Source organism: Streptomyces sp. NPDC021562, assembly GCF_040640875.1.
In the GTDB taxonomy this organism is placed as follows: domain Bacteria; phylum Actinomycetota; class Actinomycetes; order Streptomycetales; family Streptomycetaceae; genus Streptomyces.
On record NZ_JBFACN010000057.1, the window covers coordinates 1 to 17801 of the forward strand.

At 68.4% G+C, this 17801-nt stretch carries 11 protein-coding genes and 5 pseudogenes; 14 read left to right on the plus strand and 2 right to left on the minus strand.

The features are described from left to right. Positions 1-143: 143 nt before the first annotated feature. From AB0G52_RS40360 to AB0G52_RS40420, 13 genes and pseudogenes are all read left to right on the plus strand, one after another. Positions 144-469, plus strand: a pseudogene (locus AB0G52_RS40360) (potassium-transporting ATPase subunit B); the annotation flags it as partial. After that, on the plus strand, positions 409-1260 hold the full coding sequence (locus AB0G52_RS40365) for an SDR family NAD(P)-dependent oxidoreductase (RefSeq protein WP_132891498.1): 852 nt from the start codon (positions 409-411) through the stop codon (positions 1258-1260). The pseudogene AB0G52_RS40360 and the gene AB0G52_RS40365, both read left to right, overlap by 61 nt. Positions 1261-1674: 414 nt before the next feature. Then, a pseudogene (locus AB0G52_RS40370) lies at positions 1675-2784 on the plus strand (amino acid transporter); the annotation flags it as partial. Between the two features lie 163 nt (positions 2785-2947). Continuing rightward, positions 2948-3122, plus strand: a pseudogene (locus AB0G52_RS40375) (transposase); the annotation flags it as partial. Between the two features lie 179 nt (positions 3123-3301). Continuing rightward, entirely contained in the window at positions 3302-6100 is a 2799-nt protein-coding gene (locus tag AB0G52_RS40380; protein ID WP_361344206.1) for an AAA family ATPase, read from the plus strand. 97 nt (positions 6101-6197) lie between these two features. Beyond that, entirely contained in the window at positions 6198-9041 is a 2844-nt protein-coding gene (locus tag AB0G52_RS40385) for an AAA family ATPase (RefSeq protein ID WP_361344192.1), read from the plus strand. 78 nt (positions 9042-9119) lie between these two features. Further along, positions 9120-9884 carry an alpha/beta hydrolase gene (locus AB0G52_RS40390; RefSeq protein WP_361344195.1) on the plus strand — a complete coding sequence of 255 codons (765 nt, stop codon included), beginning with the start codon at positions 9120-9122 and terminating at the stop codon, positions 9882-9884. Positions 9885-10047: 163 nt separating this feature from the next. Then, positions 10048-11301: a sugar ABC transporter substrate-binding protein gene (locus AB0G52_RS40395; protein WP_361344198.1), complete on the plus strand. Its 1254-nt coding sequence runs from the start codon at positions 10048-10050 to the stop codon at positions 11299-11301. A 40-nt stretch (positions 11302-11341) separates the two neighbouring features. After that, positions 11342-12196, plus strand: a complete 855-nt coding sequence (locus AB0G52_RS40400; RefSeq protein WP_361344209.1) for a sugar ABC transporter permease — start codon at positions 11342-11344, stop codon at positions 12194-12196. Positions 12197-12213: 17 nt separating this feature from the next. Next, a complete protein-coding gene (locus tag AB0G52_RS40405) occupies positions 12214-13029 on the plus strand; it encodes a carbohydrate ABC transporter permease (protein ID WP_361344201.1) in 816 nt (271 codons plus the stop codon). Positions 13030-13142: 113 nt separating this feature from the next. Next, a complete protein-coding gene (locus tag AB0G52_RS40410; RefSeq protein WP_361344203.1) occupies positions 13143-14165 on the plus strand; it encodes a helix-turn-helix domain-containing protein in 1023 nt (340 codons plus the stop codon). A 465-nt stretch (positions 14166-14630) separates the two neighbouring features. Further along, on the plus strand, positions 14631-15056 hold the full coding sequence (locus tag AB0G52_RS40415; protein WP_132891500.1) for an SsgA family sporulation/cell division regulator: 426 nt from the start codon (positions 14631-14633) through the stop codon (positions 15054-15056). A gap of 107 nt (positions 15057-15163) precedes the next feature. Then, positions 15164-15481, plus strand: coding sequence for a WhiB family transcriptional regulator (locus AB0G52_RS40420; protein ID WP_132891501.1), 318 nt, complete (start codon positions 15164-15166; stop codon positions 15479-15481). A 41-nt stretch (positions 15482-15522) separates the two neighbouring features. On the opposite strand, the pseudogene AB0G52_RS40425 reads toward AB0G52_RS40420, so the two are convergent. Next, positions 15523-15926 (minus strand): annotated as a pseudogene (locus AB0G52_RS40425) (transposase family protein); the annotation flags it as partial. Positions 15927-15972: 46 nt separating this feature from the next. Between AB0G52_RS40425 and AB0G52_RS40430 the strand changes: the two are divergent. Then, positions 15973-16203 (plus strand): annotated as a pseudogene (locus tag AB0G52_RS40430) (thiamine pyrophosphate-dependent enzyme); the annotation flags it as partial. Between the two features lie 48 nt (positions 16204-16251). On the opposite strand, the gene AB0G52_RS40435 reads toward AB0G52_RS40430, so the two are convergent. Then, positions 16252-16989, minus strand: coding sequence for a YoaK family protein (locus AB0G52_RS40435; protein WP_132891502.1), 738 nt, complete (start codon positions 16987-16989; stop codon positions 16252-16254). Between the last annotated feature and the right edge of the window lie 812 nt (positions 16990-17801).

Consider the following 17801-nt stretch of genomic DNA (forward strand, 5'->3'; position numbering starts at 1 on the left):
GGGCGCCCTGGCGTGTGCCGGGCCCCCTGTCCGTCTGGCGGGGGGGCGCCGGGGCCCCGGCACCGCACGGACCCGGCTCTCCTGTCCACCGACCAGTCCGTCGGCATGCCCTGCCGCATGCCGCTCCCAACCACGAAGGTCTCATGCATCCCGCCGCGCCCGAGCAGGCCCCGCCGTCCCGCTCCCGGTGCACCTCAGGACCAGCACCGGGAGGAGCTCGACGGCGCGCCCCGAACGGTGCCTTCGATCCCTCCCAACTCGTCAGCTCCCTCCCCGAGGCAATGCGCAAGCCCCGAGAGCGCTGGTCAGGAACCCAGTGCTCTTCGTGGTGTCCGTGGGGGCCGCCCTGACCACCCTGTCCGCGCTGCTGCACCCGGCCGTGTTCACCTGGGTCATCAGCGCCTGGCTGTGGCTGACCGTGGTCTTCGCCAACCTCGCCGAGGCCGTCGCGGAGGGCCGGGGCAGCTCTCCTCTCGTACCGTCCTGGTCACCGGCGGCACCTCCGGCATCGGCTACGAGACCGCAAGGCAGCTCGCCGAGCGCGGTGCCACCGTGCTGGTGCACGGCCGTACCACCGAGGAGGCACAGGCGGCCACGGACCGCCTGGTCGCCACGGCAGGCATCCAGACCGCCCAACTGCATCCGTACGGCGCGGACTTTTCCCACCTCGTCGAGGTCGAGACACTCGCCCGCAGCGTCGTCTCCGTCCGCCCGCATCTGGACGTCCTGGTCAACAACGCGGGCATGGCCGCCCCCGAGTGGCACACCGTCACCGCGGACGGCAACGAGATCGCCTTCCAGGTCAACTTCCTCGCCCACTACCTGCTGACCTGCCTGCTGGAGCCGGCCCTGACCAGCGACCCGGGCGGCCGCGTCGTCAACGTCTCGTCGGCCCTGCACCGCACGGCCTCCATCCAGTGGTCCGACCCCAACCGTGCCCGTAACTACTCCCGGCTGGCCGCGTACGCGCAGTCCCAGCTGGCTCTCACGGTGTTCGCCGCCGACCCGCGCGTCACCGCGGTCTCCGTGCACCCGGGGGTATGTGACACAGCACTGCTCGCCCTGTACGCCCACGAGGGCGTCTCCCCCGCCGAGGGCGCCGCGCACGTGGTCCGCCTGTGTGACCCGGCCGTCGAGATCGTCAACGGCGCCTACTACGACCGGGACGCGCGCATCGCGCCTGCCCCGGCCGCCACGGAGGACCGCACCGTCAAGCGTCTGAACAAGCTGGCGGACCTGCTGGTCGGTCGCAGCGCTTGAAGGCCCCCCACCAGCAGCGGAGTTGCCGTCCATGTCAAAGCGCACCCGCAAGAAGAAGGCCCGCCGGAAGAAGAAGGCCAACCACGGCCGCAAGGCCCGTCAGAACTGATCGAACGCCACGCGCCACCGGGGCGGGCGACGAGGACCAGCGAATCCTCCGTCGCCCACCGACGGCCCGCTGGCGGACCACGGCGACGACGGCATCGACGCCGCTGTACGACATGACGCACGCAACCAGCCGCTCTTGACGGAGCCTTGACGCCTTCGAAGCGCGCTCCCATGGGCCCTGGCGTCACTCTCTGCTTACGCTGGTGCGGCCGTCCGCGTGATGGCCTGTCCCCCAACGGAGCAGCGCACCGGGAGCACGCCGATGGCCACCACCGAACGCCCCCGCCCAGTCGCCTGCGCGCCTGGATGCTGGAGGGGCTTTCCGACATGGGCAAGGGCGGCGGGCACACCGGCCCCCATGCGCAGCCCGAACCGCCGCACCAGGGCCAGCGCTGGTGGCGGGTGATGTGCCTGACCGGCGTCGACTACTTCACGACCCTCGGCTACCAGCCCGGCATCGCCGCCCTCGCGGCCGGCCTTCTGCCGCCGATCGCGACCATCGTGCTGGTCATCGTCACCCTGGCCGGCGCCCTGCCGGTCTACCGCCGCGTCGCCGAGGAGAGCCCGCACGGCGAGGGCTCCATCGCCATGCTGGAGCGGGTGCTCTCCTTCTGGCAGGGCAAGCTCTTCGTGCTCACCATGCTGGGCTTCGCCGCCACCGACTTCCTGACCACCATCACCCTGTCGGCCGCCGACGCCTCCACCCACCTGGTCGAGAACCCCCATCTGACCGACTTCCTGCACGGCAAGCAGATGATCATCACGCTGTTCCCGGTGGCTCTGCTCGGCGCGGTCTTCCTCAAGGGCTTCCTGGAGGCGATCGGCGTCGCGGTGGCCCTGGTGGGCATCTACCTCGCGCTCAACGTCGTCGTCGTGATCGTCGGCCTCTACCACGTCGCCACGGCCGAGCACGTGATCACCGACTGGACCAGCGCCCTGACCAGGGAATACGGCAACATCTTCGCGATGATCGGCGTCGCCCTCATCGTCTTCCCGAAACTCGCCCTCGGCCTCTCCGGCTTCGAGACCGGCGTCGCGGTCATGCCCCACGTGAAGGGCGACGACAGCGACACGGAGGAGAGTCCGAAAGGCCGCATCCGGGACACCAAGAAGTTGTTGACCGCCGCGGCGGTCAACATGAGCTGCTTCCTGATCGCCACCAGCTTCATCACCACGCTGCTGATCCCGGAGAAGGAGTTCAAGTCCGGCGGCCAGACCAACGGCCGCGCGCTCGCCTACCTCGCCCACGAGTACCTCGGCAACGCCTTCGGCACGGTCTACGACATCTCGACCATCGCCATCCTGTGGTTCGCCGGCGCCTCCGCGATGGCCGGCCTGCTCAGCCTGATGCCGCGCTACCTGCCCCGCTACGGCATGGCCCCGCACTGGGCGCGCGACGTGCGCCCGATGGTCATCAGCCACTTCACCACCGCGTCCCCACACTCGGCCGCGAACAAGTGGCGTGGTACGTGGCCGAGAACACGGGTGCGCTCTCGTCGCCTCGGCGGACCAGGGGTCTGTTCTTGCGCCGGATCAGTCCCCGCTGGCGAGTTCGTAGTCGCCGATCAGGTCGCCGAGCCGCGAGATCCTCGGCCTCGACGTCGCCACCGCCGAGGACGGCGCCCCCTGGCTCACCCTTCCTGAGCTCGCTGACCGCCCGCTGCCGGGGTCCAGCGATCGTCTCCGACGCCCACACCGGCCTGGCGAACGCGATCGGCGCGGTTCTGCCCGGCGCTTCATGGCAGCGATGCCGCAGGCCCTGACGGAGTCCTACCAGTACTTGCCGGCCCGTATGCTTTTCCGGGCGAAGGGACATGGAACGGCAGCACTCACCTGGTTCCACACGTTCCGTCTCCTCCCAGCCACGCACTCGTACGGGGACCCCGCTTTGGATCGTTTTCAGCAGCCGTTCCCCACTGACGGACCCGGTGGCGTGCAGCCACCTGTGCGGGGCCGGGAAGAGGAGCTGGACTTCATCGGTGCGCGGTTCGACGCGCTGACTCAGGGCCGCGGCGGCATCGTGTGTGTCGAAGGCGCGCCCGGCAGCGGCAAGAGCCGTCTTCTGTCGGAGGCGCAGGCCGTCGCGGTGCGCCGTGGGCTGAGGGTGTTCCGCGGAGGCGCGGATCCCGACGGCCAGTTCGTTCCGCTGGGCCCGCTGTTGGACGGTCTGCTCACAGGTCCCGAGCCCTTGTTCGACATGGACAAGCTGCGTGACCTCGCAGCGGCGCCCGAGCAGCGGTTCTGGCTGTTGCAGGAGTTGCAGGACAGGCTGGAACAGGCGGCGCTCAACACACCGCTGATCATCGTCCTGGACGACGTCCAGTGGCTGGACGACGTGACACTCCTCGCGCTGCGTACGCTGTCAGCCCGCCTGTCCTCCCACGCCATCCTGTGGCTGGTGGCTGTCCGCAGCGGCACGAGGACACTCGGCGTGCGCACGACGTTGGACCAGCTGGATCAGGCCGGTGCCCATCGACTCCACCTCGGACCGCTGGCCGACGCTGCGGTCGCCCAGATCACCAAGGACGTGCTGGGAGCGTCACCGGATCCGGCGACGCTGAGTGCCGCCCGCCGGGCGGAGGGCGTGCCCCTGCTCCTGGTGGAGCTGCTCCGTGGCATGCGTGACGAGCGATCGGTGATTGTCGAGCACGACGTGGCGCGGTTGACCGGCGAACGCCTTCCCGCCCGTTTCCAGACCTCCGTGCGACAGCGTCTCGACCAGCTCTCCGAACCGACCCGGGAGATCGTGCAGACCGCGTCCGCCATCGGCCGCACGGTCACCGTCGACCTCCTGGCCGAGCTGCTCGACAAGCCGACGGCGACGCTGATCGCACCGGTGGAGGAGGCCCTCGACTCTCATCTGCTCGTCGAACGGAACGACCGGTTGCTGTTCCGCCACGACCTGATCCGCGAGGCCGTCGAGGGCAGCCTGCCCGTGTCCGTACGCCGGGCTCTGCGGTGCCATGCCGCCGACGTCCTGGTGGCGCGCGGAGCACCGGTCACCGAGGCAGCCGCCCTGCTTCTGGACAGTGCGGGGCCAGGCAACCGCCGAGCCGTGGAGCTGCTGAGAGCCGCCGCGGCGGAACTCTCGACGTCCGCGCCGTCGTCAGCGGTGGAACTCAGCCGACAGGCGCTGGAACTCACCGCCGAGCAAGCCCCTGAGCGGCCGGCCATCATCGCCGAGACGATGCTGCTGCTCTGGCAGGCCGGGCAGCCGGCGGAGGCCCAGGGGCTCGCCGCTGCGGTCCCGCCTGGCAGCATGGAACCCGAGGCCGAAGCGCAGGTGCGGCTCGGCCTGGCGCGGGTGTCCGGCCAGTACGACTTCACGGAGGCGGCCCGGCAGGCCGAGATCGGAGCCGCTCTTCCCGGTGTCCCGGCCTCGCTGCGGGCACAGTTGCTTGCGCTGCGGGCCCTCGACCTGTCGATGGTGGGAGACTTCGAGGCGACCGCCCACGCCGTGTCCGATGCCCTGCAGGCCGCGGCCGAGGCCCAGGACAAGGCCGCCGAGGCCACCGCGGTCGCCGTCGACTCTGTCGTGCGGTTCTACCGGATGGACTGGAGTGCCGCCTTCGAATGCGCGGACCGGGCTTCGGCCCTGGCGGCGGAAGTCGGGTTCGCTCATTCGCTGTGGGTTCCGGAGGCTCTTTGGACGGCGTTCCTGCTGAGCGCGGCGGGCCGCTCGGCCGAGGCACTCGCCGAGTCCGAGGCCGGGGTCCGCGAGACTCAGCGGCAGGGCCAGGCCGCGGCCATGGGCTTGTGGATCATGAACAGGTCGCGGGTGCTGCTGGACGCGGGGCGACTGGAGGACGCGCGGGCCGAGGCCGAGGCCGCGTCCGCGCTGGCCGACGAACTGGGCATGGGCAACTTCGCCGACGCCACCCTCCTGTACACGCTGGTACGTGTCTCCCTGCACACCAACGACCTGACGGCGGCGCGTGCCTACGCCGCCGACATGAGGCGGATGCTCGACGACCCGGCGATCCTGGTGCGCAACGTCGGCTCGTGGCTGCTGGCACTGGTGGCGGACGCTGAAGATGATCCTGGCCGGGCCATGACTCTGCTCGACGAGTCCTTCGGGACGTTCGACCTGGAGGGCCCTTCCCTGGCCAGCCCGGACGATCCGGCCGACGCTCCCGTCTTTGTCCGCATGGCCTTGCGGGCCGGGGCACTGGAACGTGCCGCGGCCGCGGTCGCCGTGGCGGAGCGGCGGGCAGTCCTCAACCCGCAATTCCCGGTCCTGGCCGCGGCAGCCGCGCATGCCCGGGGGCTGCTCGACAACGACCTCGTCCTCCTCCTTCGCGCCGTCGAGTTGTACGAGGGTCTCCCTCGGCTGATTCCGCGGGCTTCGGCGCTTGAGGACACTGGGCGCAAGCTGGCCGCACGGGGCGTCGTCCACGCCGTGCCTCACCTCGACCAGGCACTGGACCTCTACACCCAGGCCGGGGCGGAGCGGGACGCCGCACGCGTCCGCCGTCGCCTGCGGGCCTTGGGGGCACCCAGGCGGCGTACAGCGTCCAAGGGGTCCGTCACCGTGTGGCCGGAGCTGACCGCCTCGGAGGTCGGAGTGATCCGGCTGGTGGCTCAAGGTCTGACGAACCGGCAGGCCGCGGAGAGTCTTGCTATTTCGCCGCATACGGTGAGCTCGCACCTGCGGCACGCCTTCAGCAAGCTCGGCATCTCCTCCCGGGTCGAACTCGCCCGCCTGGCATCCGTCCGCGAACACACAGAGTGACTGGTTCGTATCCCACACCCTCTCCCGTCATCTTCCGGGCCCGTGTGATGCGCGCGTCCACGGTCCATCGGCAGAATCACCACTGCGAGGACGTGATGTGCTGCAGACAGGTGCGGTCACTCGTCCGCATGGGCTGAGCCCGGCTTCGGCAGGTGAGTACGGGCCGGAAGGGGCGTACGTGGTGGGGTCAGGCGGATTGCTGACCCGTAGTGGTCTGCGCGGTCGAGAGGCCGAACTCGAAAAACTTCAAGCACTGATCGCCTCGGTGGCCCGCACCGGCGGTGGCGGGTTGGCCCTGATCCGGGGAGAACCGGGCATCGGCAAGACCACGCTGCTCGCCGAGGCTGTCGCCATGGCCAAGGCAGCGGGATTCTCCGTGGGCCTCGGCAAGGCCGATGAGCTGCATCGCATAGTGCCACTCTCGTCGTTGGCGGCCTGCGTCCTGCAGGGCGACCAGCCGCTGCTGTCCGGGGACACCTTCGCCGATCTCGAATGGAACCAGGATCAGCGGATCTGGCTGGTGGAGCGGCTCGCGGAGGCGATCGAAGCCAGAGCCAGCGGTGCGCCGGTGTTCATCGGCCTGGATGACGTGCAGTGGGCCGACCCGCTCAGCCGGTTTGCCCTGAAGCAGCTTCCGGTACGTCTGCGGACCTCGCCGGTTCTGTGGGTGCTGGCCGGGCGACTGGACCCCGCCGGGCCGACGGAAGAGATTCTTGCGGCAGCTACAGACGGGCTTCCGACGTTCACCGTGCCCTTGGGACCGCTGTCCGTCGCGGCCATCCGCCAACTCGCCGACGACACCCTGGGGGCAGCCGTTGACGAACGGGTGCAGGACCTGCTCGACGGGGCCGGCGGGAATCCGTTTCTCGCGGTCGAGATGCTCGCGGGGCTGGGGTCCGCCGAGACCTCGGGGGATCTCGTGCCCTCGACGCTCGTGGTGGGTGTGCGTGGCAGGCTCAGATCCCTGCAGCCCGGCACACTGCGTTTTCTCCAGATGGGAGCCGTGCTGGGACGTCGGTTCGGCTTCTACGACGCCGCCGCGCTGTGCGGCCAGCCGCCCGCCGCGTTGATCTCGGCGCTGGAGGAGGCGGTCCGTGCCGGACTCCTTCGCGATGAGGGCGACCAGCTGGTCTTCCGGCATGATCTGCTGCGCCAGGCCGTCTACGTCGACATCACACCGTCAGCCCGGAAGGCCCTGCACCGGGAAGCTGCCGGCCACCTCGTCGCCGCCGGCCGCCGGCCGGTCGACGCGGTGCCGCACATCCTCAGGGGCGCCCTGCCCGGAGACGAGGAGGCCGTGGCGCTGCTGCGACAAGCCGCTGAGGACGTGTTGCCGGTTACGCCGGGACTCGCGGCCGACCTGATGACGCGTGCCCTGGACCTGGTGCCGTCCGCACGGCCGCTGATGTTCGAGGTGGGTGAGCAGGCGATCGTCTGCCTGACTCGGGCCGGCAGGAGTCGAGAAGCGCTGTCGACCGGAGACCGGCTTCTGGCCTGCCGACCACCCCTGGAGGTGTTCAGCCGGCTGCAGGCCGCCCTGGCCGGGACGCTGTGGAACATGGATCTCGCCGAGGAGTTGCGCCGTCGGGCCGAATCGGCCCTCGCGGTCGGAGGCGCCGCTCCGGAGGCCGGGGTGAGGCTGGCCGCCCTGCGGGCGCTGGCGCTGTCCCGCGGGCAGGATCTTGTCGCGGCGCGTGAGGCCGGCGAGGCGGCGCTGCAGGCCGCCACCGCGCTCGGGGACCGGGAAGCACAGGTGCTGGCCGTGTCGGCGCTCGGCGAGATCGCGCAGAACGCGGGAGAGAACGCCACCGCGCTGGAGCGCTTTGCCACGCTCAGCACCATCGATTCCGCTTTCCTTCCCGAAGAGATCGTTGCGCACCTGCACGTGGACGACTTCGCGGCCGGCGGACGGCTGCTCCTGCAAGCAGCGGACAATGCCGGGCCGGTGCGTCAGGCGATGATGCTGTGGGCACAGGGCCAGCACGACCTGGGGCTCGGCCGTCTCGACGACGCCGACGCCAGCTTCGTGACCATGGAGCGCCTGGAAGACGACATACAGGTACCCGTCCAGCAGGTGAACGCCCGGGTGATCCGCTCCCGGATCGCCCTGCTGCGCGGCGACCGGGAAGCAGCGCGGGAGCACCTGGCCGCAGCCCAGGAGAGACTGGCGGTCAAACCGAACCCGGGCAACACAGCCGCGGTGCGTTTCCTGGAAGCCGTCCACGCCGAGACCGAAGGGGACCTCGGGCTTGCCGTCGACAAGATCCGACAGGTACAGCAGGAAGGTTTCTTCATGCGCTGGCGGCTACTGCGCGACTGGGTCGACCGCGCCATACGCATCGCTCTACGCGGCGCGGATCACGAGCTCGCCGAGGACCTGGCCGCACAAGCCGAGGCCCACGCCGAACGCAACCCTGCCGTGCCGACCGCCAGGGGCATCGCGGTCCAGGCTCGCGGGCTCGCCAAGAACGATCCCGCCCTGCTCGAAGACTCTGTAGCACTGCTCAAGGCAAGTCCGCGCCCGCTGGTCCGGGCCGCCGCCTGCGCCGATCTCGGACAGGCGCTCCTCGCAGCGGGCCGGAGACCTCAGGCAGTGGCCGCCCTGACGCAGGCCAAGGCCGTGTTCGCCGAGTCAGGCGCTCACGCGGCAGCGGCCCGTCTGCAGCGTGACCTGGACGGTGCGGGGGCCGTCGGCGGCAGGGCCGTAACCAAGCATCGCCCCGTCCAGGGATGGGGCGCCCTGACGGCCTCGGAGAAGAAGGTCGCGCGACTGATCGCCGACGGCCATACCAACCGGTCGGCCGCCGACCTCCTCGTCATCTCCCCGCACACCGTCAACACGCACCTGACCTCCGCCTTCCGCAAGCTGGCGGTGAACTCCCGGGTCCAACTCGCTCACCTGGTCATGACCTTGCCCGACGCCGAGCGAACGTGCGAATGAAATTGGTACGTTCACGCGATGCCGCTCCGGGCTGGAACCCACTTGGCTGGGACCGCGAACTCAATCGGAGGGCACGCCATGCCATCTCACCCCCCACGGCCGACCATCGTGCTTGTGCACGGGGCGTTCACCGATGCCTCATCCTGGGCCGGGGTCATCAGACTCCTTCACTCTGCCGGCTTGACCGTGCGTGCCCCGACGAACCCACTGCGCGGCCTGACCCATGACGCTGCCTACATCAAAAAGGTGCTGCGCGACATCGACGCCCCTGTCGTTCTGGTCGGCCACGGTTACGGCGGCGCGGTCATCACGCAAGCCGCCACCGACGCCGACAACGTCGTGGCGTTGTGCTACGTCGCAGCGTTCGGCCTCGACGCCGGCGAGTGCATCCTGGACATCACCAGCCGGTTTCCCCCCATGCCGGCGGCCGACGCCACCGTCACCGCCGACCTTCCCGAGCAGTTTCCCGGCGGCCCGGACAGCGAGCTCTACATCAGTGAGGAACGGTTCCCGCCGGTGTACGCCGGAGACCTTCCACCCCACGTGAACAAGGTGATGTCTGTGGCGCAGCGCCCGATCGTCCACAGCGCACTGACAAGCAGATCAGGGCCGCCCGCCTGGGCCTCCAAGCCGTCCTGGTACGCCATCGCAACCGCCGACCGGATGCTCAGCCCCACCGCTCAGCGCTTCATGGCACAACGCATGGCGGCCACCGAATACCTGCTGGACGGCTCACACGCCGTTGTGCTGTCGCAGCCCGACGCCGTGGTGGCAATGATCCAGGAAGCCGCCGAACAGAACACCGGTCGCGGCGACGGCGACGAAGGCAGACAGCCCTTATGAGCAGGGGAAAGAAATGATCAACGTCATCATGTAGAGCCCTATAGCATGCATGGGAACGGAAGACGCCGGTGTGGGCCACCTTGCGGGCACCCCCGGAATCCGAAGTCGGCCACCCCAGCGACGCCGATGCCGGTCACAGACGTCCATCGATGAAGGCACCAGCATGATCTCACCGGCCAGACTGCCGGCGCGGCGTCCAGCAACTCTCCTGAGCGGAGCCGTCGCCCTGGCACTGGCCGTCGCCGGCTGTAGTGGCGGAAGCAGCGACGGGCCCGCCACCAGCAAGGTCACGTCCATCACGGCGCTCGACTACTACACCGACGAACCCGAACACAGTCAATGGGGCGAGATGCTCACCGCCTGCGGCAAGACCGCCGGCGTCAAGGTCGAGCAGACGAGCGTTCCGGGGGCGTCCCTCCTGCCCAAGGTCCTGCAGCAGGCGTCGTCGCGGACACTTCCCGACCTGTTGATGCTGGACAACCCGGACCTGCAGCAGATCGCGCAGACCGGCGCGCTGACCCCGCTGGAGCAGTACGGCATCGACTCCGGCGGCTTCGCCAAGGGCATCCTGTCGGCGGGCACCTACAAGGGCAAGTTGTACGGTCTGGCCCCCTACGTCAGCACGATCGCCCTCTTCTACAACAGGGACATGCTCGCCAACGCCGGTGTCGCCGTACCGAGGACCTGGGACGAGCTGGAGACGGCGGCGGCCAGGCTGACCCGTCCTGGGCGCTACGGCATGGCGGTGGACGCGAACCCCACGTTCGAGGGCACCTGGCAGTTCCTGCCCTTCCTGTGGTCCAACGGCGGCGACGAGAAGCGGCTGGACACTCCGCAGGCAGCGCAGGCACTGCAGTTGTGGGTCGACCTGGTCAAGAGCGGATCCATGTCGAAGTCGGTCCTGAACTGGACACAGGCCGACGTCCACGATCAGTTCGTGGCCGGCAGGACGGCCATGATGATCAACGGGCCCTGGCGGATTCCGGCTTTGAACAAGGACAAGAACCTGCACTGGGGGGTGGCGCCCATCCCCGTCCCCCGAACGGGACAGACTCCGGTCACACCGCTCGGCGGTGAGGTGTGGACGGTCCCGCAGAACGCTTCCGAGTCCCGGCAGGAGAAGGCCGCCCAGGTCCTCGCCTGTCTGAACAGCTCCCCGAACCAGCTCGCCCTGGCCGAGCAGCACTTCACCGTGCCGTCCCGCACAGCCATGGCCTCCCAGTACGCCGGGCAGGTCCCGTCAATGGCCGCCTTCGTCAAGAGCGTGGAAGCCGCGCGCGCCCGTACGAGCGAACTCGGCGTCAAGTGGCCCAAGGCAGCGACCGGGATATACACCGCGATCCAGTCCGCGCTGACGGGCGAGCAGGCACCACAGGAAGCCCTCAGGCATGCTCAGCAGATCGCGACCGGTGACTGACCCGGCCCGGGCGCGGCGCTGGGAGCTGCTGGCCCAGTGGATGTACATCGTGCCCGCCGCGGCGTACCTGCTGCTGTTCTTCGGCTATCCGATCGCCAAGAACATCGAGATGAGCTTCCAGCAGTACACGATCACGACGTTCTACACGGGTGCCGCGCCGTTCGTGGGCCTGCAGAACTACTCGAAGATCCTTGCGTCGGACCTGTTCTCCAAGGCTCTGCTGACCACGGTCTTGTTCACCGCCGGGTCGATCGTCGGGCAGTTCGCACTCGGCCTGGCCTTCGCCTTGTTCTTTCAGCGCCGATTCCCGCTCAACGGTGTCCTGCGCTCGCTCCTGTTGCTGCCGTGGCTGCTGCCGCTGGTCGTCTCCGGAACCGCGTGGAGGTGGATGCTCGACCCCGACACAGGAGTCGTCAACGCGGCACTGCGCGCCCTGCGTCTCTCGTCGTCCGGCATCCCCTGGCTCACCGGCACCTCGCAGGCGCTGGTGTCGGTGATCCTCATCAACATCTGGGTCGGAATCCCCTTCAACACCGCGATCCTGTACGGCGGCCTGCAGGACATCCCCCGGCAGCTGTACGAGGCGGCGAAGCTGGACGGAGCCGGCCCGCTGGCTTCGTTCCGTCATGTGACCTGGCCACTGATGCGGCCCGTGGTGAACGTCGTGCTGGTGCTGGGCGTGGTCTACACGGTCAAGGTGCTGGACATCATCCTCGTAGTGACGGGCGGAGGACCGGCGGGCGCCACGGAGACTCTCGCCACCCAGTCCTACGAGCTGTCGTTTCAGCAGTTCGAGTTCGGGCGCGGTGCCGCAATGAGCAACGTGCTCATCGTCATCTCTCTCGCCTTCGCCATCGTCTACCTGCGTGCCAACCGTCGCGCCCGGCACGTGTGAGAGGGGACCGTGGCCCCGTGAAGCGCGCACCGGCCCGTGGGTGGCCGTCCACCATCGTCGGCATCGCCTTGCTCGCGCTGATGCTGTTTCCCGTTTACTGGATCGTGAACGCCTCCCTCCAGCCGACGGGGAACACACTGCGGGGAGGCTGGTTCCCCATCCACCCGGACCTCAGTGGTTACGTCACCGCGCTGCGCGATCAGGGAGACAACCTCGTCACGAGCCTCGTCGTAGCCCTCGGCAGCGTCGCCCTCAGCCTGGGGCTCGCCGCGCCGGCGGCCTACGCGCTGTCTCAGTTCCGCCTCCGCGGAACCAACGTCGTGCTCCTCGGCATCCTGGTCACACAGATGGTGCCGGGCATCGTCGTGGCCAACGCGCTCTACAGCGCCTACAACGGCCTGGGACTCCTGAATTCCTACCTCGGCCTGATCCTCGCCGACTCCACCGCCGGGGTCCCCTTCGCGATCATCATCCTGCGTTCGTGCATGCAGAGCATCCCCCGGGAGATCACCGAGGCCGCGCGGGTGGACGGTGCCGGGCGGCTGCGTGTTTTCCGCTCCGTGGTGCTCCCGATGAGCAGGAACGCGTTGATCACTGCCGCCGTCTTCACCTTCCTCTTCACCTGGAGCGACTTCCTCTTCGCCCTCACACTGACCACCACGCAGACCGTGCGGCCGATCACCCTGGGCATCTACCAGTACATCGGTACCCACACAAGCCAGTGGAACGCCGTCATGGCCACCACAGTCTTGGCGTCCGTCCCCGCCGCTCTCCTGCTCGTCGTCGCTCAGCGCCACCTCGCCGCTGGTGCCACCAGCGGAGCCGTCAAATGAAGTCGTCCTGGCCCGGAACCTGGATCTAGCGGATTCACGCGATGTGCCCGACCGAGGCCGACTGGCACGGTCTTCTGGAAGGCACACCGCCTCTTCGGTGACCGGGCCATCCGGTGACCGGATCCGAACCGCCTGTCGATCAGGATGCCAAGGGGGGCATGATGTCCGTCGTCCTTTCCACCGCGACACTGTCCGCAGCCGACCGGATAGAGCGCTGGCATGAAGCGGTGACCCAGGCGTTCATACCGCTCGATGTCAATATCCTGGAGGAAGATCCGTCGCCGGGAAGAATCGTCACCCACCAATTGGGCGCCATCCAGGTGTCGGACGTCCAGACCGGCCCTCAAGAGGTGACGCGCAGTAAGCGCCTGATAGCCCGGGACCAGAAAGAATTCCTCATCCTCACGCTTCAGCGCAGAGGTAGCGCCGTCAAGGAGCAGGACGGGAGAGAGTGCCTGATACAGTCGGGAGATTTCTCCATTTCTGATTCGTCTCGCGTGTTCAGAAAAAGGGTGGAGGGCAAGGTCTGCTTCACCTCCTTTCAGTTCCCTCGAAAGGAGCTTCGCGTGCGGGACGAGGACCTGCGGGCGTTGACTGCGACTGCCTTCTCGGGTCGTGGCGGAAGTGCCGCAATGGTGGCGACCTACTTCACGCGCATGGCGCGCGAAGTAACAGGTTTCGACGACTTCGTCGGCCGTCAGTTCGTCGCCACCGGGCTCGACCTGCTGGCACTGTTCATCAACGAGCGGCGCGGCCGCTTCAGGCCTCAGGCCCCTGAAACTGCCCCGGCCATGATCCTGCGAGTCAAGGATCACATCTTGCAAAACCTCTCCGACCCGGATCTGTCACCCACCGACATCGCAGCCGCTCACTTCATTTCGGCGCGCTACCTGCACAAGTTGTTCCAGACGGAGGGAACCACCGTCGGGGAGTGGATCCGGATACAGCGACTGGAACGGTGCCGTCGGGACCTTCTGCGATCCCCGGCTCTAGGACTCGGGGTGGCGACCGTCGCCCGACGCTGGGGTTTCGCGAACCCCAGCCATTTCAGCCGGGTTTTCCGTGCCACTTATGGCATAGCGCCTCGCGACTGGCAGCTTCACGGCCTGTCCGGTGGACAGCGCACGGCCGAGTGACGTGCCTCGGCGGAAGGACGGTCTGCCACCGCTGATCGGCATCGGCCCCTTCCTGGCTGAGCCATCTGGCAGGCAGGGTTGAACCGCCTTGTCGAGCGGACCGGCTTCCAATCGCGTCACCCCAACATGTTCCTCGCGTCGGCCGTCCCCTCCGTCTTCGACACCACAGGAGCCGCGGCGGCGTCGAATGCATGGGTCACCTCTGCTGCCGTGACGTTCACCATCAGGCGAAGGCCCGCGGGCCCGTCTCCCGAGGGCGGCCCGACAGGCCACGGAGGTGGAGAGGCGCGACACCCAGGGCATCGCGCCGTGGCCCCGTCACCCGCGTGGTCTTGCAATACCTGAAACCGCCGCTTGGTTCTTTCTCGTGCCACGTTCCGTGCATTCCTCGACAAGATACTACGGCCCGGGATTTTAGAGTCATTCAAAGGAAACCCGCTCCTGCAGCCCGTGTTGGGGAATGAAATGATCCAGCCGCCAGCGTCGGTCATGTGCATGGTGACCGTGCACGTCAGTGTCCCGGACGAACTGCCAGCCCCGCTGTCTGCGGAACTGCACTACGACATGTCCGACCCCTACGCCGTTCGACTCTCCCTCGGCGCACCTGGGGCAAGGCCCGTCCAGTGGGTGTTCGCCCGCTCGCTGCTCATGGAAGGCCTGCGCCGGCCTACTGGCACCGGGGACGTGCTGGTGATTCCTCAGCACCGTTGCCATCCGAACTCGGTCCGCATCATCCTGCGGTCCGCCGCCGGCGCGGCCCTGATCGACATCGCCGAGTCAGCGGTCACCACGTTCGTGAAGCGGACGGTCTCGCTCGTGCCTCCGGACACGGAGAGCCTTCACCTCGACATCGACCGCGCCCTTGCCGAGCTCACTGGCAGGCGGGACTGAACCGGCCTGGGGCGAGGAAGCCGGAGGCGGGGGGATCCCTTGATGCAGCGGACAGCACGTACAGTTTTCGGCCGCCCTTACCAATAGGTCCGCAAAAATAACGTCAAATGGAACATCGAGCGGAGGTTTTCGTGAAGACCCGAACCAAACCCCTTCTTGAAATGTGGAAGTGGCAAGCCGACGCCGCGTGCCGCGGCATGGACAGTTCCGTCTTCTTCTCGCCCAACGGTGAGCGGGGCCTTGCACGTCGACGGCGGGAAGAGGCGGCACGTGCGATCTGCCGAACCTGCCCGGTCAGCTCCCCTTGTGCTCTCTTTGCCAAGGCCTCTCGCGAGCCTTACGGAGTCTGGGGCGGCCACACGGAAGCGGAACGCCGCGCGGACATTGTCAGGCACCGCGCCGCAGGAAATCCCGCACGATGGTGAGCCCAGGGGTATTGCGGATCTCGCCCGATCGGTGAGGTCTTTCAGCGCTGCCGCTCCAGCGTGAGGACTGCTGCAGCGATTGACATCATTCGATTCGGACTGCACCGTGCTCGTCTGATGATGTGCCAGGACTTCAGACGGGCGACTCCACTCTCAGCTGGGGCCCGCGCCCTCGACAGCGCCAGGATGACGGTCTGTTAGGTGAGTGACAGCTCACCTCCCGCGGGTCGTCTGAGCGGTGTGGTCACCCACACGCCGGCACCGATGTAAGCGCGGTCGGCCAGGCTTGGTATCCCTTGACGCTCGCAGATCCTAATGATCCGGTGGGCACGGGCCGCGGTCAGGTCATGACAGCGCCCGGCAGGGCAGGTGACCACCACAGCACCTCGCCATGTGGATCGGTGACCACCTGCACGTTCGCCCCGTTCCGACGGTGCTGGGCCGCGGAGATGAGGGCCGACTGCCTGCCTCCGCATGCCACGAGTTTCCGGCACACCGACTACGCGGCCATCGCCACGGCCGCCGGTGCGCGCGGCATCCGGGTGGAGAAGCCTGCCCAGGTGCGAGACGCGCTGCGCGCGGCCTTCGCGCATGAGGGGCCCGCGCTGGTCGACGTGGTCACTAATCCCCCCGCACTCGCCATGCCACCGAAGATCGCCGCCGAGCAGATCAGTGGCTTCGTGCTCTCGGCGAGCCGGACGGTCCTGACTGGAGGGGGTGGGCTCAGGCGTATCCCGGTGCGCATCCCGTGGGGCAGGCGCTGCCTGCTCTCAGGACAGTGGCCGCGTCCACGCGGGGTCGCCGGCCGAGAGGCGGTGGGTGGTCGCGGAGGTGAGGGCGAGGAGCATCAGGGCCAGGCTCAGCGTGAGCACGAGGTGGCCGTGCAGAACCAGCTGGGCTCCGACGAAGGCGCCGAGGAGCACCGCCAGCACGGACAGGATGCGCCGGCCGGGCCGCGGCGCCGCACCGCCGGCCAGGGTGGAATCCGCGGCCAGCCCGGTCAGGGTCAAGGTCAGTACGGTCGTGGTGAGGTCCGGGACGCCGAGGCGTCGGGCGACCGCGTTCTGAAGGCCCATGCTGAGGCCGAGGAACACGATCAGGGTGTATTGGACCCCGGTGGTGATCCGGCCGCCGGTGACCGCAACGGCAGCCACGGTGACGGCGACCAGCACCGTCTGCACTGCGGTGGCCGTCTTCAGCAGGTTTCCGCGGTGCGTCGCGAAGCGGGTGCCGAGCCTCCCCCCGGCGAGTGCGCCGAGGAGGAACGCCGCCAGCGCGACGACGGAAGCGAGCGCGGACAGATTCGCGGTGCCCACCAACGCGAACCCCAAGAACACCACGTTGCCGGTCATGTTGGCTACGAAGACGTGTCCGAGCGCCAGATAACTCACTGCGTCGACCAGACCGGTGACCACCGTCAGTGTCAGCATCAGGGGAGGCAGCGGGCCATGACGGTCCTCTCCGGGCGGTACCAGCGTGCGTACCGCGTCGTTCAGCAGCCTGCGCATACGGCTTCCTTTCCGTTGTGACGGGCGGGAGGTGCGATGAGGGAGTTCGTAGCGCTCGGTGATGTGGTGCGGATGCCAAGGCGTCACCCCCCGCGGACTGCGCCCATACGGGATCAGCCACCTCGATGGCCACGCGCGACGTGGTTTGGGTCCGGGCGGGATCGGACAGCGCGGCGCACAGCCACGACGCGGCCGAAGCACAGGTCGAAGAAATGCCTCTCCTCGTTCCGCCGGCTCTCCGGCATGGACTGACCTGCTGACGCTAGAGCGGCCCGACAACGAGCCTGAGTCCGCCGACGCACGGGGGCTTGCTCGAGAGCGAACAACGGAAGACAGGGACCGGCACAGTGGGGATGCCGAGCGCCGCACCCGAGCCGGTGTGCCCCACCATGTGGACGCGACCGGCCAAGCATCTGGTCGACACATCACTCAGACGGTCTGCACCGCGGATGTCCGCAAGCGATCGGCACGAGTCCCCGCCCTGTCCCACAGGCTCATGACCCACATCGTGGGAGGTGCCGTACGCAGTGCGTCGCCGCAACATCGCCGGTGCACTGACGGACAAGCGCCACCGGTGCACCGATTCTAGGTTTGCGGCATCCGAAGAATCCGAATGAGGGTGGTCGAACTGGCAGTGTCCGGTCGGCCATGACCTGCACAAACCGGCCCGGCACCAGCCGTGGCCCCCACAGAGGGAAACACATCATGAGTGATGCGAAGAAGGTCCTGACCGATCTGGTGCTGTCCGCCTCGACGGAGCACGCTCCGCTCGACGCGCCCTGGGAGGCGATCGACATCGCCGACTGGCTGCT

Coding starts and splice junctions, on each gene's coding strand:
- AB0G52_RS40390 (WP_361344195.1), top strand. CDS start 9,120: ATGCCATCTCACCCCCCACGGCCGACCATCGTGCTTGTGCACGGGGCG.
- AB0G52_RS40395 (WP_361344198.1), top strand. CDS start 10,048: ATGATCTCACCGGCCAGACTGCCGGCGCGGCGTCCAGCAACTCTCCTG.
- AB0G52_RS40400 (WP_361344209.1), top strand. CDS start 11,342: ATGTACATCGTGCCCGCCGCGGCGTACCTGCTGCTGTTCTTCGGCTAT.
- AB0G52_RS40415 (WP_132891500.1), top strand. CDS start 14,631: ATGATCCAGCCGCCAGCGTCGGTCATGTGCATGGTGACCGTGCACGTC.
- AB0G52_RS40420 (WP_132891501.1), top strand. CDS start 15,164: ATGGAACATCGAGCGGAGGTTTTCGTGAAGACCCGAACCAAACCCCTT.
- AB0G52_RS40435 (WP_132891502.1), bottom strand. CDS start 16,989: ATGCGCAGGCTGCTGAACGACGCGGTACGCACGCTGGTACCGCCCGGA.